Below are 21,100 nucleotides of genomic sequence, written 5' to 3' on the forward strand. Positions count from 1 at the left end.
CTCACTCGTACGCAACAGAACTGGTGTTTTAAGTAAACACGCGCCGAGTAAATAACGGCTTAACCCTCCCAATAAGATGTTGGCGGCACAGCCGATCCGGAAATCTACAGCTCCCGCGCCACCCCGGGCAGTGCCGGCACGAAGCGGACCTCGACGAGTTCCTTGCGCTCGATCCCGGCTTCGGTCCGGGTCAGGCGGATTAGCGTCTGCACGCCCTGATGCGGGCCGACCGGCGCGATCAGGATGCCGCCGACCTCGAGCCGCTCGACCAGATTGTCCGGAAGCTGCTCCACCGCGGCGGTGACGATGATGCGGTCGAACGGGCCGATATTGGGCGGCAGATTGAGCCCGTCGCCGAGCATCACCTCGACATTGTGACAGTCGAGCTTTTCGAGCCTGGCGCGTGCCGCGTCGGCCAGCTTGCGATAGCGTTCGACCGTCAGGACCTGGCCGGCGAGCCGCGACAGCACGGCGGCCTGATAGCCGGAACCTGTCCCGATCTCGAGCACGCGATGCCGCTTCTGGAGCTGGAGCTGCTCGGTCATGTAGGCCACCACGAAGGGCTGGCTGATGGTCTGCCCGCAGGCGATCGGCAGCGCGCTGTCACGATAGGCGCCGTCGCGATCGGCCGCGTCGACGAAAAGCTCGCGCGGCACCTCCTCCATGGTTCGCAGCACCGCCTGATTGCTGATGCCCCGACGCCTCAGCGAGAGCTGAAACATCATCTTTTCCGGCGGATGCTGATGGGAGGTCATTGCCTGCTTGTGCTGTCTTGCCGGGTCCGGTGGACGTTAAGCCCGGGCCCAGGAATCGTGTTCCTGCTCAGGAACCCATGATAACCTTCGCCTGGAGCATTTGACCACAAATTGGCTTGCCATGGGCGAGCCGCGGTGACCATTTTCAGGTATCCGTTCGTCGAAACGCGCATTGCGTCAATTCGTGTTATCTGCGAACGTTTTGGCAATGGGCAAGGGACTCAACTATGACCGCGACAGGGCTTTCCGGCCGCTCTGTATTCCTCGTCGAGGACGAGGTGATGATCAGGATGATGGTCGCGGACATGCTCGAAGAGCTTGGCTACAAGGTCGCAGCTGAGGCGGGCGACATCCCCGAGGCCATGCGGCTCGCCCAGGCGACCGAGTTCGACATCGCCATTCTCGACGTCAACGTCAACGGCAAGGTGATCTCGCCGGTCGCCGACGTGATCAAGGCGAAGGGCTGCCCCTTCATCTTCGCCACCGGCTACGGTTCCTCCGGCCTGCCCGAGCAGTACCGCGATCGGCCGGCGCTTCAAAAGCCGTTCCAGCTCGACGCGCTCGGCAAGACCATCGAAGCCGCGCTTCGCGGCGGCTAGCCGATTTCCGTAGCCCGGATGGAACGAAGCGCAATCCGGGAATCGTGCCACAAGCTACGACAGCCCCGGATTACGCTTCGCTCCATCCGGGCTACAAGCTTCTCATCGTCAACTGCTACTTCAGCGTCGCGCTGAGCTCTTCCGAAAACGCTTCGTTGGTGCGGTCGAGCCTGAGCGGGGTGACCGAGACATAGCGCTCGCGAAGCGCCGCCAAATCGGTGCCGTCGGCCGGCGCGTCCATCATCGCGGTGCGCTCGAAACCGATCCAGAAATAGGGGTTGCCGCGGCCGTCCTTGCGCTCGTCGATCCGCAGGAAACCGAGATTGCGCTTGCCCTGACGCGTGACGCGGACGCCGAGCACCTCTTCCGGCGCGCAGGACGGGAAGTTGACGTTGATCACCGTGTCCTTCGGGATGCCCGCAGCAATCACCTTGCGCAGGATGTCGGGCCCGAACTTGCGCGCGGTGTCCCATGGCGGGTGCTCGCGAGTCTCGACGCTGAACTCCTGCGACAGCGCAAACGACGGCAACCCCAGGATGGTGCCTTCCAGCGCGCCGGCGATGGTGCCGGAATAGACCACGTCCTCGGCGACGTTGCGGCCCTTGTTGACCCCGGACAGCACGACGTCGGGCAGCTTGGACCCAAGGATATGGCGCGCGCCCATGATGACGCAGTCGGTCGGCGTGCCGCGCACGGCAAAGTGCCGCGGGCCGACTTCGCGCAGCCGCAAGGGATCGTTCAACGACAGCGAATGCGACACGCCGGACTGGTCGAGCTCGGGCGCCACCACCCAGACGTCGTCGGACAGCGCGCGCGCGATTTCCTCGACCACCTTGAGGCCGGGGGCGTGAATGCCGTCGTCATTGGTGCAGAGAATGCGCATGCGGAGGTTCGATTCCAAAAAAGCGGGGTCCAAGCCGTCTTATCCGGCTCCGGCCGATCAGGCAAACCGGCCGATGGGAGGTTCCTGGCCTCGTCCCGCTACCGGCGGATGCGCCATTGCGGCAGGAAGCGCGCCAGACGGCCCTCCGTACGCAGCTGCATTGCCGGCAGCACCGGACTGGCGACGGGAGCCTCGATCACGCCGAGCGCCTCCAATTGCGCAACGAACGCGTCCGGCTCCGGCTCTCGCGGAAAACGTTCGCGGGCCACCGTCAGCGCGTTGTCGAAGTCGGCAGCATTCACACCGGGCTTGGCTCGCCGGCTCTGCACGAGATCGTCGTCCCAGAGCCGCGCGATCTCGATATCGAGCACGCCACGCAGGCGCTGATCGACAGCCTGGATCCCGGCCCCCGTCACCGCCCATTGTCGGCCGACCCAGAAGATGTCGCGGTGCAAGGCCATGAACGGTGGGTTCGCGTTGCGGGGGCCGGCAGGATAGCCGGCCGCCCATTCCGCGCAACCGATCGTTTCCAGCATTTCAGACGGGCAGCGCGATTCTTGTCTTGACGCGTTTTCTTGACGCGAACCGGTATCCACCTCGCTCGAAAACGCCTCAGTCGCGCCCGATCACCTTCACGCCGCCCATATAGGGCTGCAGCACATCGGGGACCGCGATCGAGCCGTCTTCCTGCTGATACGTCTCCATCACGGCGATCAGCGCGCGGCCGAGCGCGGTGCCCGAGCCGTTCAGCGTGTGGACGAAACGCGGCTTGCCGTCGGGACCGCGCGAGCGCGCGTCCATGCGTCGTGCCTGGAAGTCGCCGCAGACCGAGCAGCTCGAGATCTCGCGGAACGCCCCGCCCTCGCCCTGGCCCGGCATCCAGACCTCGATGTCATAGGTTTTTTGCGACGAGAAACCCATGTCCCCTGCGCAGAGCGTCATCACGCGATAATGCAGGCCGAGCCTCTGCAGCACCTGCTCGGCGCAGGACAGCATCCGCTCCAGCTCGTCCTTGCTCACTTCCGGCGTCGTGATCGAGACCAGCTCGACCTTGGTGAACTGATGCTGGCGGATCATGCCGCGCGTGTCACGCCCGGCAGCGCCGGCCTCGGCACGGAAGCACGGCGTCAGCGCCGTCAGCCGCATCGGCAGCTGCTTCTCGTCGAGGATGGATTCGCGCGCGAGGTTGGTGAGCGACACTTCAGCAGTCGGAATGAGGCCGAGGCGCTCTGTCCTCAGCCGCTCCTGGTCGGGCGACGCAAGCAGCTCGCCCTTGATCGCCCAGAACTGGTCGTCCTCGAACTTCGGCAATTGTCCGGTGCCGAACATGATCTCGTTGCGCACCAGCAGCGGCGGATTGATCTCGGTATAGCCGTGCTCGTCGACGTGCAGATTCAGCATGAACTGGCCGAGCGCGCGCTCGAGCCGCGCCAGTCCCTTCTTCAGCACGACGAAGCGGGCGCCGGAGAGCTTTGCCGCCGCCTCGAAATCCATGTCACCGAGCGCGGTGCCGAGATCGTCATGCAGCTTCGGCACAAAGCCGTAGTTGCGCTTGTTGCCGAACACGTGGCGCTGCACGTTGCCGTGCTCGTCGACGCCGTCGGGCACCTCGTCGAACGGAATGTTCGGGATCGCGGACAGCTCCTTGGTCAGCTCGTCATCGGCGGCTTTGGCGGCGGCCTCGAGCTGCGGCATCGTGGTCTTGAGCTCGGCCACTTCGGCCATCAGCTTGGCCGCGCGCGCCTCGTCCTTCGCCTTCTTGGCATCGCCGATCTCCTTCGACGCCGCATTGCGCCGCGCCTGCGCCTGCTCGGAGGCCAGGATCGCCGCGCGCCGCGTCTCGTCGATCGCGAGCAGCGAGGCCGACAACGGCTTCAGGCCGCGCCGGGCGAGGCCGGCGTCGAAGGCTTGCGGATTGTCGCGGATCGATTTGATGTCATGCATGACTGTGGTCCTGGGGCTTGTTGCAAGCCTGCAAATCCTGGATTTGCATTCATGCAAACATGCAAATGGCCGCTCCCCCTAGCACAGCTGTCATCATCCGCGAAGGCGGATGATCCAGTATTCCAGAGACAGCGGTGATTCCCCGATAGGCCGCGGCGTACTGGATTCCCCGCTCCAGTGCGCAATTGCGCACAAGGCGGGGAATGACGACGGAGCGTGCGGCGGCGCCCTACTCCGCCGGATTGGCCGGCGTCGACACGTCGGTGCCGGTGGTGGCCTGCGCGGCTGCCGCCGCCTTCTTCTCCACCATCCCCACCGCGATGATCGAGCCCTCGTAGAGCAAGAGCAAGGGAAGCGCGAGCGAGCACTGGCTGAGCACGTCGGGCGGCGTCAGCACGGCCGCGATGACGAAGGCGATGACGATGAAATAGCGGCGCTTCTCGCGCAGCATCTTCGAGGTCACGATGCCGATCCGCCCGAGCAGCGTCAGGATCACCGGAAGCTGGAAGGCGATGCCGAAGGCGAAGATCAGCGACATCATCAGCGACAGATATTCGCCGACCTTGGGCAAGAGCTGGATCTGCGCGGTCTCGTCGCTGCCGGCCTGCTGCATGCCGAGCGAGAAGCGGACCAGCATCGGCAGTACGACGAAATAGACCAGCGCCGCGCCGAGCACGAAGAAGAACGGGGTTGCGACCAGATACGGCAGGAAGGCCTGCTTCTCGTGCTTGTACAGCCCGGGCGCGACGAATTTGTAGATCTGCGTCGCCACGATCGGGAACGAGATGAAGCCGGCCCCGAACAGCGCGAGCTTGAGCTGGGTGATGAAATATTCCAGCAGCGCCGTGTAGATGAACTTGGAATTCTCCGGACCCGCGACCCACACGAACGGCCAGACCAGCACGTTGTAGATCTGCTTGGCGAAGAAGAAGCAGAAGATGAAGGCCACGCCAAAGCCGAGCAGCGCCTTGATCAGCCGCGAGCGCAGCTCGATCAGGTGGTCCATCAGCGGGGCTTTGCTGGCCTCGATATCGGCGTCGCTCATGACGCTTTGGCGTCCTTGATCGCTTCGGATGGCGCGGTGTCCTGCGCAACCTGCGCCTGCTCGACCTCACGGGTGATCGCGAGCGGCTCGTTCGCAGCCGCATGCGCCTCGGCTTCCATGAAGGTCGCGGGCGTCGGCGCTTCCGGAGTGGTAGGAGTGACAGGCGCTTCAATTGAAGTCGCCGGTGGTTCGACAGCCGTCGTGGTCGGCGTCTCGGCGGGCTTGTCCAGCGCGTCGACGCGGAGCGCGTCGCTGACGTCCTTCTGGAGCGAGGACAGCGGATTGAAGCCGGTCGCGGCCTCCTTGACCTCGTCGAAGCTCTTCTTGAGGTCGGCCATTTCGGCCTCGCGCATCGCTTCCTGGAACTGGCCCTGGAATTCGGCCGCCATCTTGCGGGCCTTGCCCATCCACTGGCCGACCATGCGCAGCACGCCCGGCAGCTCTTTCGGGCCGATGGCGATCAAGGCCACGACCCCGATCAGGACCAGTTCACTCCACCCGATGTCGAACATGAGGTCTTCCGTTCACGCGAAGCCGCAGCCGACCCAATCCCTTGCGCGCAGGATCGGGCCGCACCCCGCGTCTCGCGTGCTCTGTGGCTCAGACGGCCTTGCTGCCGACGTCGGACCGCGCCGCGGTCGGCGCATTGTTGTGCTCGATGGACTTGGCCGGCTCGGGCTTCTCGGCGGGCTTGTCGTCGTCCTGCATGCCCTTCTTGAACGCCTTGATGCCCTGCGCCACGTCGCCCATCAGATCCGAAATCTTGCCGCGGCCGAACAGCAGCAGGACCACTGCGATCACCAGGATCCAGTGCCAAATGCTGAGTGAACCCATCCTGCAACCCTCCAAACGCGCATGGCCGGGGACCCGGCCGATCTTCACCGAAACCTAGGCTTGGCAGGTGTCAAAAACAAGGACCAAGGCAGCGCCAATTCGCTGTTGGCACTACGTAATCTTGCTAGTGTTAACCGGTCGCAGGGCACCGGTAACGCAAAGGCCTCACTCTTCGGTGCCGCCTTCGCCGCCGCCCTCTTGGCCGCCTTCCGGGGTCTCTTCCGGGGTCTCGGGCTCGACCGCAGGCGCCAGCGCCAGATCGAGGTCCTCGCCCGGTTCCAAGGGATCCTCGTCCTCGCGGAGCTGCGGGTCGTCCGACGGCGTGGGCACGCTGAATCCGGTCGGCAGGCGCGAATCCAGGAGGCCCGTGCCTTTCAGCTCCTCGAGGCCAGGCAGATCGCCGAGCTGCTCCAGGGTGAACTGCGACAGGAAGTCCTCGGTGGTTCCGAAGGTCAGCGGACGGCCGGGCGTCTTGCGACGGCCACGCGGCTTGATCCAGCCGGTCTCCAGCAGCACGTCGAGCGTGCCCTTCGAGGTGACGACGCCGCGGATCTCCTCGATCTCGGCGCGCGTCACCGGCTGGTGATAGGCGATGATCGCCAGCACCTCGATCGCCGCCCGCGACAGGCGGCGGGTCTCGGTGCTCTCCCGCGTCATCAGCCAGGCGAGATCGCCGGCCGTGCGGAAGGTCCATTTGTTCGCAACGCGAACGAGGTTCACGCCGCGCAAGGAATAGTCGGCCTGCAATTGCTCGAGCGCGGCCTTGACGTCGACGCCCTCGGGCATCCGCTTGGCCAGCGTCGCGGTATCCAGCGGTTCACTCGAAGCGAACAGCAGCGCTTCCAGCAGCCGCAATTCCTCGGGACGTGCCTGGGATTCGTTCTCCATCGGCTCGGCCTCTTCTACCCGCACTTCAGCCAGGCTTGCCATGGCAGCTTCTCCTTCTTGCACTTAACCGACCGGCGCATCAGGCGCAGGAGCTGCGTCCGGCACCGGTTTGGGGCGCCCCTTCCGGAAATAGATGGGCGCAAACGCCTCTTTCTGGTTCAGCTCCAGCTGACCTTCGCGCACCAATTCGAGCGCAGCAGCAAAGCTCGAGGCGAACACCGTCGCGCGCTGCGTCGGATCGGCGACATGCCGGACCAGAAAATCGTCGAGCACGCCCCAATCGTCCTGCTCGCTGATGCTGCCGACCAGCCGCTCCAGCGTGGCGCGCGCCTCGGCGAGCGACCACACCGTGCGCTTGGCCAGATGCACGCTCGCCAGCACGCGCGACTGGCGCTGCGAAGCGTAGGCGGTGAGCAAATCGTACAGCGTCGCCGTGTATTTCGGATGCTTGATCTCGGCGATCTGCTCGGGCTCGCCGCGCGGGAAGATGTCGCGCAGCAATTGCTGCCTGTTCATCAGCCGGTTGGCGGCTTCGCGAATGGCCTCCAGCCGGCGCAGGCGGTTGGCGAGCGCGGTCGCCATCTGCTCGGCGCTCGGGCCTTCCGCGCTCGGCGGCTCCGGCAGCAGCAGGCGCGACTTCAGGAAGGCGAGCCATGCCGCCATCACGAGGTAGTCGGCGGCAAGCTCAAGCCTGATCTTTCGCGCGGCCTCGATGAAGTGGAGATACTGGTCGGCCAGCGCCAGGATCGAGATCTTGGCGAGGTCGACCTTCTGCTGCCGCGCCAGCGCAAGCAACAGGTCGAGCGGGCCCTCATAGCCCTCGACGTCCACCACCAACGCCGGCTCACCCTCGGCAAGCTCTGCGGGCCGCCCGGTTTCGAAGGATAGAATTTCTGCGGTCATGCGGATGCCGTGTTTGCCCGTGCGATCAATGCGTCCAGCTCAGTGCGTGCGGCGACGCGGTCGAGCGGTTGCGGCGCCTTGCGCGCGGCGAGCGCGGCGTTCGCCCGCTCCAGCGCCCGGCCCGACAGCTCAGGTGTCTGGCCGGCGACCTCGCGCATTTCCTCGATGTTGCCGTTGCAATGCAGCGCCATGTCGCAGCCGGCCGCGAAGATGGCGCGGGTCCGCTCGGCGATATTCCCCGACAGCGCGTTCATCGACACGTCATCACTCATTAACAAACCCTGGAACCCGATTGCGCCGCGAATCACGTCAGCGATCATTGTCGCAGATGTCGTCGCCGGATGGGCGGGGTCGACCGCGCTAAACACAACATGTGCAGTCATGGCCATCGGCAGGTCCGACAGCGGCTTGAAGGCGGCGAAGTCGGTCCGCTCCAATTCGCCCCTGGGCGTATCGACCGTCGGCAGCTTGAAATGGGTGTCCGCGGTGGCCCGGCCATGGCCGGGGATGTGCTTGAGCACCGGCAACACGCCGCCCTGCTCCAGGCCCTCGGTGACCGCGCGGGCAATCGCCGCGACCTTGCCGGGCTCGGTGCCATAAGCCCTGTTCCCGATGACGGCATCGGCGCCCTCGATCGGCACGTCGGCCAGCGGCAAGCAGTCCACGGTGATGCCGAGATCGGCAAGATCGGCTGCGATCAGACGGGCGGACAGGCGCGCTGCGGTGAGCCCGAGTGCCGAATCAGTGTCGTACAAGGTCGAGAAAACGGCCCCCGGCGGATAGACCGGCCAGTGCGGCGGTCCCAGGCGCTGCACCCGCCCGCCCTCCTGATCGATCAGGACAGGCGCGTCGGCAGCACCCGCCGCCGTCCGCAATTCCGCAACCAGTGCAGCGACTTGAGCTGGCGTTGCGACATTGCGCTTGAAGAGGATGAAGCCCCATGGGCGCTGGTCGCGGATAAACTCCCGCTCGACGGCGGTCAGTTCCGTTCCGGATACACCGGTAATGAAGGCCCGCGTGCTCATAACGGCCGATTAACCCTGACCCGCGAGGGGGTCAAGGAAACGGCCGTTAATTCCTCTGGACGAAGCAGGCGGACAAGCCGGCAGACTTCAGGCTGTTGCAGGCGTGCGTCGCCTCCTCCGCCGAACCATAGGGCCCAGCGAAGGCGCGGTAGACGACGCCCTTGCCCTTGTCGGAGAGGTCGACGCGCTTGATCACCGGCGAACGGGAGCCGAGCACGCTGCCATATTTGCTCTGAAGCACGCGGTACGACGCGGCGGCGCTATCCTCGCTCTGCTGCGAGGAGACCTGCACGATGTAGCCGCCACCGCCGCTGCTGGCGGGCGTGATTTGCGTCGGGCTGGTCGCAGCCATCCGCTGCGGCGGTTCGGCCGCCGGGACCGATTGCGGCGCCAGCGACATCGGCTGATTGGCGCTGGCATTGGCCGAGGTCGGCGGATTGCGCGGCACGGCCGGTGCAACGGGCGCAGCCACAGGTTTCGGCCCTGCCGTTGGCCTGGCGGCAGCGGCCGATTGCGGCGTGGCACTATCGGTCTGATCGCCCTTCACGGCGACAGTCCTGATCGGGCGCGGCGAATTGTTCGGTATCGTGCCGTTGCTTGACGCCGCTCCGGTGCTCGGCGGCGGCACCGCAGACGGCGACACGCTCGCGACCGACGGCGGGTTCGCATTCTGGTTCAGCGGCGGGAACACCACGCGGGGACCGCCCGCCTTGGCGTTGACGTCAACCGGCGCCTCTTCGCGCGGCACGATCTTCTCGGTGCCATCGCCGCTCACCATGCGATCCGGCACCTTGGCCGAGGAATCAGTCGGCGCGGGCACGATCTTGGTCGGGGTGTTGTCGGCCTTGATGATCGGTGGCTCGCCGCTGCGGGGCGAGCCGACATAGGTCTTGTAGGCGAAGGCGGCGCCGGTTCCGACCACGGCGAGCGCCAGGATCGCCGCGACCGTCATCATGCCGCCGCGCGGCTTCTTGGGCTCGTCGACCTCCGCATCGGGATAGTCGCTCTGATACGCGTAGGGATCGTCGGGATAGGCCGGCTCGCGCTGATAGTCCTGCTCGCCTGCCTCCAGCCGGCCGTAGAGCGCATCGTCATAGCGCGCCGGATCGGGCTGCTGGTGCGGCTCCTGATAGGCTTGTTGCTGGTAGGCCTGATCCTGCTGCTGGTAGGCCTGATCGTGGTGGGCTTGCCCTTGGTAGGCCTGCCCCTGATAGGCGTGATCCTGATAGGCGTGATCCTGATAGGCGTGATCCTGATAAGCCTGCGGCTGATGAAGATCAGGCTCAGGCGCGGCAGGCTGGGCTGAATAGCGGTGCAACGGATGGACCGGGTTTACGGAAACGGGATAGTCCGGTTCGGGAGCTGGCGCCGGCTGCGGCTGCACGTTGGCGCGCCGCATCCATGAGGGCGGCCCGGGCTGCGCCGGCGTGGCCTGCTCGGCATAGTCCTGCTGATAATCGTCTTGCCGATCCTCTTGCCGATAGTCGTCGTCCTGATAGCTCTGCGCGGGCGCAGGGGCTGCCGGCGGATGCGCGCCGGGCCGCGATTGCGCGGCAAATGGATCGGTTTGTCCGATCAGGCGGGCGAGCTCGGCCAAGGGATCGCTTTCCGCCTTGCCATGCTGGGCGCCGCCGCGACCATAGTCATCGGAGGGAAACGGTCTGTCCTGATATCGTTCGGCCATCGTGATGATGCGTCCCTTCGGGAAAGCCGCGCGCCCCTCGACCAAGGCACGGCTTTCGACCCACAAGGCTTTCAACCAAGTCTAAGCGATCCGGCTTCTGCCGGTTACCCCCGATATTCCCCTTAAGTAGTTCGCCCCAAACTACCGCATCTCGTTCGGAGCATGGACGCCGAGGATGGCGAGGCCCGATGCCAGAACCGAGACGACGCCCTGGACCATGGCCAGTCGCGCCTTTGTAAGCTCTGCATCATTATTGATAATGAAGCGTAAATAGGGCAAATCGCGCCCCTTCGTCCAAAGTGCATGAAATTCGCTGGCTAAATCATAGAGATAAAAGGCAATTCGGTGCGGCTCGTGGGCGCTTGCCGCGGCTTCCAGCATGCGCGGAAATATTGCCAGACGCTTGAGCAGGTCGAGCTCGACGGGGTCTGACAGCCGTTCCACCGCCGACTCAGCGAGCCAGGCAATGCGCTCGCCGGTATCCTCCGGGAGTTCCGGGAACACCTCCGCCCGCGCGTTGCGGAAGATCGAATGGCCGCGGGCGTGGCCGTACTGGACATAGAACACCGGGTTGTCGCGTGACTGTTCCATGACCTTGGCGAGGTCGAAGTCGAGCACCGCGTCGTTCTTCCGGTAAAGCATCATGAAGCGGACGGCGTCCTGGCCGACCTCATCCACCACCTCACGCAAGGTGACGAAGTCCCCGCTCCGCTTGGACATTTTCACCGGCTCGCCATTGCGCAGCAGCTTCACGAGCTGGACGATCTTGACGTCGAGCGAGCCCTTGCCTGACGTCGTCGCCTTCACCGCCGCCTGCATGCGCTTGATATAGCCGCCATGGTCGGCACCCCAGACGTCGATCATCTCCGCGAAACCACGGTCGAACTTGTTCTTGTGGTAGGCGATGTCGGAGGCGAAGTAGGTGTAGGAATTATCCGACTTGATCAGCGGACGATCGACATCGTCGCCGTAAGCGGTCGCCTTGAACAGCAGCTGCTCGCGGTCTTCCCAATCCTCGACCGGCGCGCCCTTCGGCGGCGGCAGGCGGCCCTCGTAGATGTCGCCCTTGGCCTTCAGGAAATCGATGGTCTCGGCGACCTTGTTGTTGCCGGTCTCGATCAGCGAGCGCTCGGAGAAGAACACATCGTGGCGGATGTTGAGCGCGGCGAGATCGTCCTTGATCTCGTCCATCATCATCGCGATCGCCTTGGCGCGCACCGGCGGCAGCCACTCGGCCTCGCTCATCGCGAGGAGCTTGTCGCTGTGCTCCTTCGCAAGCGCCTGCCCGACCGGCTTCAGGTAGTCTCCGGGATAGAGGCCTTCCGGGATCGCACCGATGTCCTCGCCGAGCGCCTCGCGATACCGCAGGAAGGCGGAGCGCGCGAGCACGTCGACCTGGGCGCCGGCGTCGTTGATGTAATATTCGCGCGTGACGTCGTGGCCTGCGAATTGAAGCAGGCTCGCCAGCGCGTCGCCGAACACGGCGCCGCGGCAATGGCCGACATGCATCGGCCCGGTCGGGTTCGCCGAGACATATTCGACATTGACCTTGGAGCCGCCGCGGACGCGGCCGTAATCGGCGGCTTCACGCAGCACGGTCCGCAGCGCTTCGGCCCAGGCGGCGGGCTTGAGGGTCAGGTTGATGAAGCCCGGGCCGGCGACGTCGACCTTGGCGATCAACGCGTCGGCACGGAGCCGCTCGGCGATCTGCTCGGCGAGGTCGCGCGGCTTGGCCTTTGCCTCTTTCGCCAGCACCATCGCGGCGTTGGTCGCCATGTCGCCATGGGAGGGATCGCGCGGCGGCTCGACCACCACGCGCGAGAAATCGATGCCCTCGGGCCAGTTGGCTTCCACGGCCAGCGTACGGCAGGCGGCGTGCACGCGTGCAAGCACGTCGGCGAACAAATGCAGTGCTGAGGATGTGTCGGGCATGGCCGCCGCCTAACGCAAATCCGGGGTCGAGTCAAAAAGCCGCTGGTGCTCGGTCAGGGCGAAACGGTCGGTCATTCCGGCAATGAAATTGCCGATCCGGCGAGCCCGGTCACCCTCATTGTCAGCCTCCGCCCCCGAGAGCCATTCCGGCGGCAGGTCGCCCGGGGATTTCAGGTATTTCGCGAACAGGTCGAACAGGATCTGTTCCGCCTCCCCCATCACCCGCATCACCCGCTTGTGACGGTACATGTGGTGGTAGAGGAAGGTCTTGATGGCGGCCTCTTCCTCGGCGACCTCGGCCGGAAATGCGATCAGCGCCCGGCTCTGCTGGCGGACATCCTGGGCCGATTGGGGCTTCACCGCGGCGAGGTTCTTCTGCGCCTGCGCGAACACCGCACCGATCAGGTGCGAGATCAGCTCGCGCACCAGCTCGGCACCGCGCCTGAGGTCTTCGAGGTCGGGATAGTGCGCCGAGGTCTCGGCGATGATCTCAGCCGTGAGCGGCATCACCTTGAGATCGTCGAGATGGAACAGGCCGGCACGCAGGCCATCGTCGATGTCGTGGGCGTCATAGGCGATGTCGTCGGCGATGGCGGCGACCTGCGCTTCCAGTGAGGCGAAGCTCCACAATTCGAGGTCGTAGGTCTTGATGTAGTCGGCGATGCCGACGGGAATGCCGTGCTCGCGATAGCGCCCCACCGGCGCGCCGCTGCGGTCGGTCAGCGGACCGTTATGCTTGACGATGCCCTCCAGCGACTCCCAGGTCAGATTGAGCCCGTCGAACTCGGGATAGCGATGCTCCAGCGACGCGACGACGCGGAGCGTCTGGGCGTTGTGGTCGAAACCGCCAAAATCCTTCAGGCAGGCGTCCAGCGCCCGCTCGCCAGCATGGCCGAACGGGGGATGACCGAGATCGTGGGCCAGCGCCAGGGTTTCGGTGAGGTCCTCGTCCAGCCCGAGCTGCCGGGCCAGCGCACGGGCGATCTGCGCCACCTCCAGCGAATGGGTCAGCCTTGTGCGGTAGTGGTCGCCCTCGTGGAACACGAACACCTGGGTCTTGTACTTCAGGCGGCGGAACGCGGTGGAGTGGATCACCCGGTCGCAATCCCGCCGGAACGGGCTGCGGGTCCGGCTCGGCGGCTCGGCGACCAGCCGGCCGCGGCTGCGGTCGGGATCGCAGGCATAGGGCGCATGGGGGGCAGCCATTCCGACGGACACGACGAATTTAGTCCCTATCCATTTGATTCTGCGTATCCTTGCACTTAACTATGCCGGACGCGGGATACCAAATGAATTGGCCAAGTGAACCTGGTATGACCGCGGGACTATCGGAGACGAGCCATGACGACCGACGTGACCATCAGTGACCGCGCCGCACGCCGGATTGGGGAGATCCTCAAGGGCGAAGGGACCGGCGCGATGCTGCGCATCTCGGTCGAGGGCGGCGGCTGCTCGGGTTTCCAGTACAAATTCGACATCGACCGTGCGCGGACCGACGACGATCTCGTGATCGAGCAGGAGAACGCCGTGGTGTTGGTCGATTCCGCCTCGCAGCCGTTCCTGGCGGGCTCGCAGGTCGATTTCGTCGACGACCTGATCGGCGCCTCGTTCCGCGTCAACAACCCCAACGCGACGGCGTCCTGCGGCTGCGGCACCAGCTTCTCGATCTGACCGGCTAAACGCCGGTTATCTGTTTCTCCTCATCCGTCCATTCCATTTCGGCCGGCATCAGCTCCGGCTGAAGCGGCGCGTCCTCCGACATCACGTGGCCGTCGAGCGCACGCAGCAAGGCCGCCACCAGCGCCGGCTTGCGCAGCGGCTTGGCGAGGAAGTCCGACATGCCCGCCTCGCGGCAGATCCTGACGTCCTCGGGGAAGGCGTTGGCGGTCAGCGCGACGATCGGCAGGGCCTCGTAGCGGCCGCCTTGCGCGCGGATCGCGCGGGTGGCGGCGAGCCCGTCCATGTCGGGCATGCGCACGTCCATCAGCACCACGTCGTAATGGCCTTCGGATGCCGCCGCTACGGCTTCAGTGCCGTCGGTGACGACGCGCAGCTCGACGTCGAACGCCCCCAACATCTTGCTCACGACCATGCGGTTGACCGCATCGTCCTCCGCGACCAGCACCTTCAGCGGCCGATCGAGGCCGGCGATCCGGGCCTTGAGCTCGTCGGCCTCGTCGTGGCCGGCCGCCTGCTCGGAGGGCTGCGCCTGGCTCCAGGGCAGCACCAGCGTGAAACGGAAGGTCGATCCCTGCCCCGGCGTCGAGGTAACGCCGATGGTGCCGCCCATCTGCTCGATGATGCGCCGTGAGATCGCAAGTCCAAGCCCGGTGCCGCCGAAGCGGCGGCTGATCGAGGCGTCGGCCTGCGCGAAATCGCTGAAGAGCTGGCCGAGCTTTTCCGGGGCGATGCCGATGCCGCTGTCGGTCACCGTCCATTCAACGGTCGCCAGCAAGTCGCGGCGCGCCTGGCAGGTCGCAGAGATCGTCACCTCGCCTTCATCGGTGAACTTCACCGCGTTGGACGCGAGGTTGAGCAGCACCTGGCGGATGCGCGCGACGTCGCCGCGCAGCGTTGGCGGCAGGTTCGGGTCGAGTTCCAGCTTGACCGTCAGCCCCTTGCCCTTGGCGCTCGCCCGGACCACGGTCCCGACAGCCTCCACCAGCGCCTGCGGGGCGAAGTCGATCACTTCGAAGGTGAAGCGCCCGGCCTCGAGCTTGGACAGATCGAGGATGTCGTTGAGGATACGCTGGAGATTGTCGCCGGACTCGCGGATCGTGGTGACGGCCTCGCGCTGCTCCGGATCGAGCTTGGTCTCGAGCAGCATGCTGGCAAGCCCGAGCACGCCGTTCATGGGCGTGCGGATCTCGTGGCTCATCACGGCGAGGAAGTCCGACTTGGCGCGACTCTCGGCCTCGGCCTTTTCCGCGCGCCAGCGTTCGGTCACGTCGCGGCCGAAGCCGCGATAGCCCAAGAATTGTCCCTCGCGGTCATAGGCCGGCTTGGCCGTCAGCGACCACAGCCGCGCCTCGCCGCCGGCGACGACCTTGAGGTTCATCTCGTGCAGCGGCTCGTTCTGCTCCATCAGGCCGACGACGTTGTAGGCCGCGCTCTTGTCCTCCGGGCACAGCATGTCGAGCACGTCGGCGAAATGCGATCCCTTCAGCAGCGGAAGCGGCAGCTGAGCGACGTCTGCGAAGCGCTCGGGCACGTCGACCAGATGCCCTTCGGCATCGGTCTGCCACAGCCAGTCGCTGGCGTTCTCCTGGAAGTCCTTCAGCAGCAGCGAGATGATCTCCGTCTGGCGTTCGAGCTCGAGCTGGGCCTTGAGATTGCCGAGGAACAGATTGCCTTGCGAGACGATGTTGCGCGCCATGAAGAATGCGAACAGCAGCAGGAACACCGCCGTCACCAGATACGGCCCGGCGCCGCAAAGCAGCAGCGCGCCGGCGCAGGCGACCGTCATGGTGGCGAGATAGACGAGGCCGGCGCGCGGGAAGGTCGAGAGCATGAAGGCGCCGCCCGACATCATGCCGACCATCAGGCAGGCCAGGATCAGCTGGCTGGTCGGCTCGATGCGGCTGAACAGAGCGAGCGGCAGCGCGCCCCAGGCCGCGGCGAGGAAGACCGCCTGCCGCAGCATCTGCCGCGCGGCGCGGGGCGAGGCCTCCTGCGGCGGGTTCTGATACGACCGCCGCCAGGCGCGCACCGCGAGCGAGGCGGTGGTGGCGAGCGTCAGGCCCCAGATCGCGAGGAAGTCGTTCCAGCCCCGGCCCCAGAACAGGATCAGCACGATGCCGACGTTCAGCATCGTCACCGCCATCGTCACGGGAATCAGCCGCGTCACGGCGTCGATCTGCTTGGCGCGGATGCGGCGGATCTCGCGCTCGCTGAGATCGGCGGTCAGGCCGTCCTCGATCTCGAAGCCGCCGAGCCAGTACAGGAACGCGCCGATCAGGCCGTCACGCGGCTCGGTTCGCTTCATCGTCTTGTCCGGCCATCCCATGCGAGGAACCTTTTGACGATCAATGGCCTGCTGGCTGCTTAAGCCGGGTTAATTTTGTGGGAGATTTTGCGGCGTCCTTGACGGGCGCGTTTGCAGTTTGTTCTAACCAGGACCCCTGCCCGGAGCCCGCCGACATGACCATCAGAGTAGCCACCTGGAACGTGAACTCGGTCCGGCAGCGGATCGACCTGCTGCTGACCTGGCTGAGGGAGTGCCAGCCGGACATCGTCTGCCTCCAGGAGATCAAATGCGTCGACGAGGCCTTTCCGCGGCTTGAGATCGAGGCGCTCGGCTACAACGTGGTCACGCACGGGCAGAAGACATTCAACGGCGTCGCGCTGCTCTCCAAGCTCCGGTTCGACGAGACCAAGTCGGGCCTTGCCGGTGACGACGAGGACGCCCACGCCCGCTTCCTGGAGGGCGTGGTGACGCTGAAGTCTGGCGTGCTGCGCATCGCCTGCCTCTATCTGCCCAACGGCAATCCGGTCGGGACCGAGAAATATCCCTATAAGCTCAAGTGGATGTCCCGGCTTCTTGAGTATTCGAAGGAACGCCTGAAGACCGAGGAGCCGCTGATCCTCGCCGGTGACTTCAACGTCATCCCGCACGCCCGCGACGTCCATAACCCCGCCGCCTGGACCGAGGACGCCCTGTTCAAGCCGGAGACGCGGGAGAGCTTTCAGTCCCTGCTCGGCCTCGGCCTGACCGACGCCTTGCGGGCCGTCACCGATGAGCCCGGCCTGTACACCTTCTGGGACTACCAGGCCGGGGCCTGGCAGAAGAACCAGGGCCTGCGGATCGACCATCTGCTGCTGTCGCCACAGGCCAGCGACCGGCTCGCCAATGTCGGGATCGACAGCTATGTGCGCGGCTGGGAGAAGCCGTCGGACCACGTGCCGGTGTGGGCGGATCTGGATCTGGAGGCGGCGTAACGTCCGCAGAGATGGTGGGTACGCTGCGCCTTGCCCACCTACCGGCCCCGACGTTGCCGAGCTACTCCCGGCGGCCGCCTTGCACCCACTGTTCCAGCATTTGCAGGCACATGGCGCGGTCGTCGTCGGAGGCCTTGGCGAAGGCGCGGCTGTAGCTTTCCTTGATCCAGGTCTCGTCGGTACCAGCGCTGTCGCGCGCCAGCGTCAGCCACATCAGGCCGCGCGCGGCCTGCCGCGGCAGGCGGTCGCCGTTGAACAGCATCTGGCCGAGCAGCGCCTGCGCCTCGTGCTGGCCCTTTTGCGCGGCAAGGCCGAGCCAGCGCGCGCCGTAGCGGAAATCCTCGCGCGAGGCGTCCGGCGTCTTCAGGTAGAGCCGGGCGAGATCGTATTGCGCGTCGGCATTGCCGAAATAGGACGCCGCATAGGAGAACATCTCCCGCGCCCGCTCCGGATCCGACTTGACCTTCGAGTTCGGGATACCGCTCAGATAGTAGCGGCCGAGCGCGACGAAGGCGTTGGCCACGATCTGCGCCTGCGGCGCCGACGGGCTGTCCTCGGCATGCGCATTGGCGATCCGGCTGAAATATTCGAAGGCACGCAGATCGTCCTGGGCGACGCCGTCGCCATTGGCGTACATGCGGCCGAGCTTCCACTGCGCGATGGGGTGACCACCCTCGGCGGCATATTGCAGCGCACTAAGCGAGGTCTCCTGAGGCACAGCCGCCGGCGCGACCTTGCCGCGTGCGGTCGCCGCGGTCCCCGGCAAGGCGGTCACGACCGGGATGGTCGCGTCCTTCGGGTTGACCGGCGCGCCGTCGAAGGCAAGCGCCGGCGCGGCCAGCGCACCGACCCCCAACACAAACGCAACTATGGCACGCCTAGATGTCCGCATAGCACTGTTTCTCGTGCGCGCCGCCCGGATGGGTCACTGCCCCCCCGACCGCTGGTCCAACCTGTTGGGCATATTTCCAGAGCGCACCCGACGTGTGGTTAGTCGCGCGAGCGCTCCATTTGGTCTTGCGCTGGGCGAGCTCGGCGTCGCTCAATTTTACGTTAAGGGTACCGGCGACCGCGTCGATCTCGATAATGTCGCCGTCCTCGAGCAGCCCGATCGGGCCGCCAATGGCCGCTTCCGGCCCGACATGGCCGATGCAGAAGCCGCGGGTGGCGCCGGAGAAGCGGCCGTCGGTGATGAGCGCGATCTTGCCGCCCATGCCCTGGCCGGTCAGCGCCGCAGTGGTCTGGAGCATTTCCCGCATGCCGGGGCCGCCCTTGGGCCCCTCGTAGCGGATCACGATGACTTCGCCTTCGCGGTAGGTGCGCTTCTGGACCGCCTCGAAAGCATCCTCCTCACGGTCGAAGCACCTGGCCGGACCGGTAAACCTGAGGTTGGACATTCCCGCGACTTTCACGATCGCACCTTCTGGCGCCAGATTGCCCTTCAGACCGACCACACCGCCAGTGACGGTGATGGGCTTGTCTGCCGGGTGCACCACATCCTGGTGCGGATTCCATTTCACGCTCTTGAGGTTTTCGGCGATCGTGCGGCCCGTGACGGTAAGGCAATCACCGTGCAGGAAGCCGTTGTCGAGCAGCGTCTTCATCAGAAGCGGTATGCCACCTACTTCAAACATGTCTTTGGCGACATAACGGCCACCCGGCTTCAAATCCGCGACATATGGTGTCTTTTTGAAGATTTCGGCAACATCGAACAGGTCGAACTTGATGCCGCACTCATGCGCGATCGCCGGTAGGTGCAGCGCAGCATTGGTCGAGCCGCCGGAGGCGGCGACCACGGCGGCGGCATTCTCCAGCGCCTTGCGGGTGACGATGTCGCGCGGCCGGATGTTTTGGGCGATCAGGTCCATCACCTGCTCGCCCGCGGTCATGCAGAAGGCATCGCGGATTTCATAGGGCGCCGGGGCACCGGCCGAGTAAGGCAGTGCGAGGCCGATCGCCTCGGACACGGTCGCCATGGTGTTGGCGGTGAACTGCGCACCGCAGGCGCCCGCCGAGGGGCACGCCACGCGCTCGATCTCGTCGAGGTCTTCGTCCGACATGGCGCCGACGGAGTGCTTGCCGACGGCCTCGAACATGTCCTGCACGGTGACCTGCTGCCCGCGGAACGTGCCGGGCAGGATCGAGCCGCCATAGATGAAGATCGAGGGCACGTTGAGGCGGACCATGGCCATCATCATGCCCGGCAGCGACTTGTCGCAGCCGGCGAGCCCGACCAGGGCGTCATAGGCATGGCCGCGGACAGTCAGCTCGACCGAATCGGCGATGCAGTCGCGCGACGGCAGCGAGGAGCGCATGCCGTCATGCCCCATGGCGATGCCGTCGGTGACGGTGATGGTGCAGAACTCACGCGGGGTGCCGCCGGCTGACGCCACGCCCTTCTTCACCGCCTGCGCCTGGCGCATCAACGCGATGTTGCAGGGAGCGGCCTCGTTCCAGCAGGAGGCGACGCCGACGAAGGGCTGGTGGATCTGCGCGGTGGTCAGACCCATGGCGTAGAAGTAGGACCGATGGGGCGCGCGTGTAGGGCCTTCCGTCACGTGACGGCTCGGCAGCCTCTGCTTGATGTTGCTCTTCGCGTCCATCGCAAACCAGTTTCCCCGGTCAACCCTTTCAGACCCGAAAAATCAGAGCCAAGATTTGAATCGACCTTGGGATTTTCTCGTGGCCCTTCGAAGACCGCCGCTGCCCTTAAAACATTAGAGCGATTTTATTCATGTTCGGGTGTGGCCAAAAAGCGGCGACGATGCGAACCGCCGGTGATGAGGGTTAAATCCGGGATGAGTGTTGCGGAGACACAACAATCGTTACCGGGAAGACACGGGTTGGATTACTGCAATACCCTCAGGAAGATGACGATCCACAACTTCAGATTTTGTGGTACGCACACTGCGCCCAACTCCTCCTCGGCAACCAGGCGTGCGCAACTGAGTCGGTGCCCCCTCCGCTCGTTAGCTACTCCCTCCCATGTCCCGGACAAGTCGCAACGCGCGAAGCGTTGCGGCGCAGAGCCGGGACCCAGAAACCACAGATTGCGCTCGCGGAAACATGGGCCCCGGCTCTGCAGCGCATCGCCGGGGCGCTGCGCTGCGTCCGGGGCACGAGACGAGAGTTTGACGCAGGCTCTCTCCTCCTCGTCATTGCGAGCGGAGCGAAGCAATCCAGAGTCTTTCCGCCGAGAGATTCTGGATTGCTTCGTCGCATCAGCGCAAAATTGCTACGCAATTTTGTCGCGAGCTCCTCGCAATGACGGAGTATGAGGTGGCGGTACTCCTCCTCCAACCTGCATTTAAATCGTGGACACGCCTTCGCGTCCTCGCGGCGGATTTCACCCGAGCTTTGCTTGATCTCTCCACCCTCCAATCCAAGAGGGCGCAGGGAAGGCCGGGTGCCAGCTCGCACCCGCGGTCCGCTGCGCGAAAAGCGCACGCAGAAAGAACCGCACAGCAGCATACAGGTGGTGCCGATCACTCGGCCTTCCCTGCGCAGTGGCTGGACGGCTTATGCCGTGATCTCCCGGGAGCCGACCATTCCTTCTGGCCTCCCTCGCCCCGCGAATTGGATGATGCAGTCTGCCCGGTTGGGCTCGCTCGCACCTTCGCAGGACTTGCCCGTAGCAACGACGGCAAGGACCACACGGTTTTGCCGTACG

The 21,100-nt window shown here is 65.3% G+C and carries 19 protein-coding genes; 3 read left to right on the forward strand and 16 right to left on the reverse strand.

Annotation, left to right across the window (positions count from 1 at the left end; all coding sequences use genetic code 11):
• Positions 1-104: 104 nt before the first annotated feature.
• Positions 105-755 (reverse strand): protein-L-isoaspartate(D-aspartate) O-methyltransferase, encoded by a 651-nt coding sequence (locus AABA84_RS16650; protein ID WP_212249660.1) that lies wholly within the window; start codon positions 753-755, stop codon positions 105-107.
• A gap of 227 nt (positions 756-982) precedes the next feature.
• On the opposite strand from AABA84_RS16650, the gene AABA84_RS16655 reads away from it, so the two are divergent.
• Positions 983-1,354, forward strand: coding sequence for a response regulator (locus AABA84_RS16655; protein ID WP_338308047.1), 372 nt, complete (start codon positions 983-985; stop codon positions 1,352-1,354).
• Positions 1,355-1,469: 115 nt separating this feature from the next.
• On the opposite strand, the gene surE is transcribed toward AABA84_RS16655, so the two are convergent.
• The 12 genes from surE to AABA84_RS16715 all read right to left on the reverse strand — a co-directional run bounded on the left by surE (position 1,470) and on the right by AABA84_RS16715 (position 13,710).
• Positions 1,470-2,237, reverse strand: coding sequence for a 5'/3'-nucleotidase SurE (gene surE / locus AABA84_RS16660; RefSeq protein ID WP_338312533.1), 768 nt, complete (start codon positions 2,235-2,237; stop codon positions 1,470-1,472).
• A gap of 98 nt (positions 2,238-2,335) precedes the next feature.
• Positions 2,336-2,698 (reverse strand): hypothetical protein, encoded by a 363-nt coding sequence (locus AABA84_RS16665; RefSeq protein ID WP_338312551.1) that lies wholly within the window; start codon positions 2,696-2,698, stop codon positions 2,336-2,338.
• A 151-nt stretch (positions 2,699-2,849) separates the two neighbouring features.
• Positions 2,850-4,181 (reverse strand): serine--tRNA ligase, encoded by a 1,332-nt coding sequence (gene serS / locus AABA84_RS16670; protein ID WP_338312534.1) that lies wholly within the window; start codon positions 4,179-4,181, stop codon positions 2,850-2,852.
• 229 nt (positions 4,182-4,410) lie between these two features.
• On the reverse strand, positions 4,411-5,226 hold the full coding sequence (gene tatC / locus AABA84_RS16675) for a twin-arginine translocase subunit TatC (RefSeq protein WP_038949160.1): 816 nt from the start codon (positions 5,224-5,226) through the stop codon (positions 4,411-4,413).
• A complete protein-coding gene (gene tatB / locus AABA84_RS16680) occupies positions 5,223-5,738 on the reverse strand; it encodes a Sec-independent protein translocase protein TatB (protein WP_028145380.1) in 516 nt (171 codons plus the stop codon). Before tatB ends, tatC begins: the two co-directional genes overlap by 4 nt.
• Before the next feature lie 88 nt (positions 5,739-5,826).
• On the reverse strand, positions 5,827-6,060 hold the full coding sequence (locus AABA84_RS16685; protein WP_028145381.1) for a twin-arginine translocase TatA/TatE family subunit: 234 nt from the start codon (positions 6,058-6,060) through the stop codon (positions 5,827-5,829).
• A gap of 165 nt (positions 6,061-6,225) precedes the next feature.
• Positions 6,226-6,990: an SMC-Scp complex subunit ScpB gene (gene scpB, locus AABA84_RS16690; protein ID WP_338312535.1), complete on the reverse strand. Its 765-nt coding sequence runs from the start codon at positions 6,988-6,990 to the stop codon at positions 6,226-6,228.
• A 21-nt stretch (positions 6,991-7,011) separates the two neighbouring features.
• A complete protein-coding gene (locus tag AABA84_RS16695; RefSeq protein WP_018317872.1) occupies positions 7,012-7,851 on the reverse strand; it encodes a segregation and condensation protein A in 840 nt (279 codons plus the stop codon).
• Positions 7,848-8,876: a beta-N-acetylhexosaminidase gene (gene nagZ, locus AABA84_RS16700; RefSeq protein ID WP_212249668.1), complete on the reverse strand. Its 1,029-nt coding sequence runs from the start codon at positions 8,874-8,876 to the stop codon at positions 7,848-7,850. Before nagZ ends, AABA84_RS16695 begins: the two co-directional genes overlap by 4 nt.
• A gap of 46 nt (positions 8,877-8,922) precedes the next feature.
• Complete coding sequence (locus tag AABA84_RS16705; protein ID WP_338312536.1) at positions 8,923-10,560, reverse strand: SPOR domain-containing protein; 1,638 nt, start codon at positions 10,558-10,560, stop codon at positions 8,923-8,925.
• A gap of 141 nt (positions 10,561-10,701) precedes the next feature.
• A complete protein-coding gene (gene argS / locus AABA84_RS16710; protein WP_338312537.1) occupies positions 10,702-12,492 on the reverse strand; it encodes an arginine--tRNA ligase in 1,791 nt (596 codons plus the stop codon).
• 9 nt (positions 12,493-12,501) lie between these two features.
• Positions 12,502-13,710 carry a deoxyguanosinetriphosphate triphosphohydrolase gene (locus tag AABA84_RS16715; RefSeq protein WP_338312538.1) on the reverse strand — a complete coding sequence of 403 codons (1,209 nt, stop codon included), beginning with the start codon at positions 13,708-13,710 and terminating at the stop codon, positions 12,502-12,504.
• Between the two features lie 123 nt (positions 13,711-13,833).
• Between AABA84_RS16715 and erpA the strand changes: the two genes are divergently transcribed.
• Positions 13,834-14,163: an iron-sulfur cluster insertion protein ErpA gene (gene erpA, locus AABA84_RS16720; protein ID WP_015685900.1), complete on the forward strand. Its 330-nt coding sequence runs from the start codon at positions 13,834-13,836 to the stop codon at positions 14,161-14,163.
• Positions 14,164-14,167: 4 nt separating this feature from the next.
• Here the strand turns inward: erpA and AABA84_RS16725 are convergent, their stop codons facing one another.
• The gene (locus AABA84_RS16725) at positions 14,168-16,498 is read right to left on the reverse strand and encodes an ATP-binding protein (RefSeq protein ID WP_338312539.1); all 2,331 of its coding nucleotides are present in this window, start codon (positions 16,496-16,498) and stop codon (positions 14,168-14,170) included.
• Positions 16,499-16,632: 134 nt separating this feature from the next.
• Between AABA84_RS16725 and xth the strand changes: the two genes are divergently transcribed.
• Positions 16,633-17,430 (forward strand): exodeoxyribonuclease III, encoded by a 798-nt coding sequence (xth, locus tag AABA84_RS16730; RefSeq protein ID WP_338312540.1) that lies wholly within the window; start codon positions 16,633-16,635, stop codon positions 17,428-17,430.
• A 61-nt stretch (positions 17,431-17,491) separates the two neighbouring features.
• Here the strand turns inward: xth and AABA84_RS16735 are convergent, their stop codons facing one another.
• A complete protein-coding gene (locus AABA84_RS16735; RefSeq protein WP_212249687.1) occupies positions 17,492-18,322 on the reverse strand; it encodes a tetratricopeptide repeat protein in 831 nt (276 codons plus the stop codon).
• On the reverse strand, positions 18,309-20,033 hold the full coding sequence (gene ilvD / locus AABA84_RS16740; RefSeq protein WP_212249690.1) for a dihydroxy-acid dehydratase: 1,725 nt from the start codon (positions 20,031-20,033) through the stop codon (positions 18,309-18,311). The genes AABA84_RS16735 and ilvD overlap by 14 nt, the downstream gene beginning before the upstream one ends.
• Positions 20,034-21,100 lie beyond the last annotated feature (1,067 nt).

This window comes from Bradyrhizobium sp. TM239 (genome assembly GCF_036247985.1).
GTDB classification, from domain to species: Bacteria; Pseudomonadota; Alphaproteobacteria; order Rhizobiales; family Xanthobacteraceae; genus Bradyrhizobium; species Bradyrhizobium ottawaense.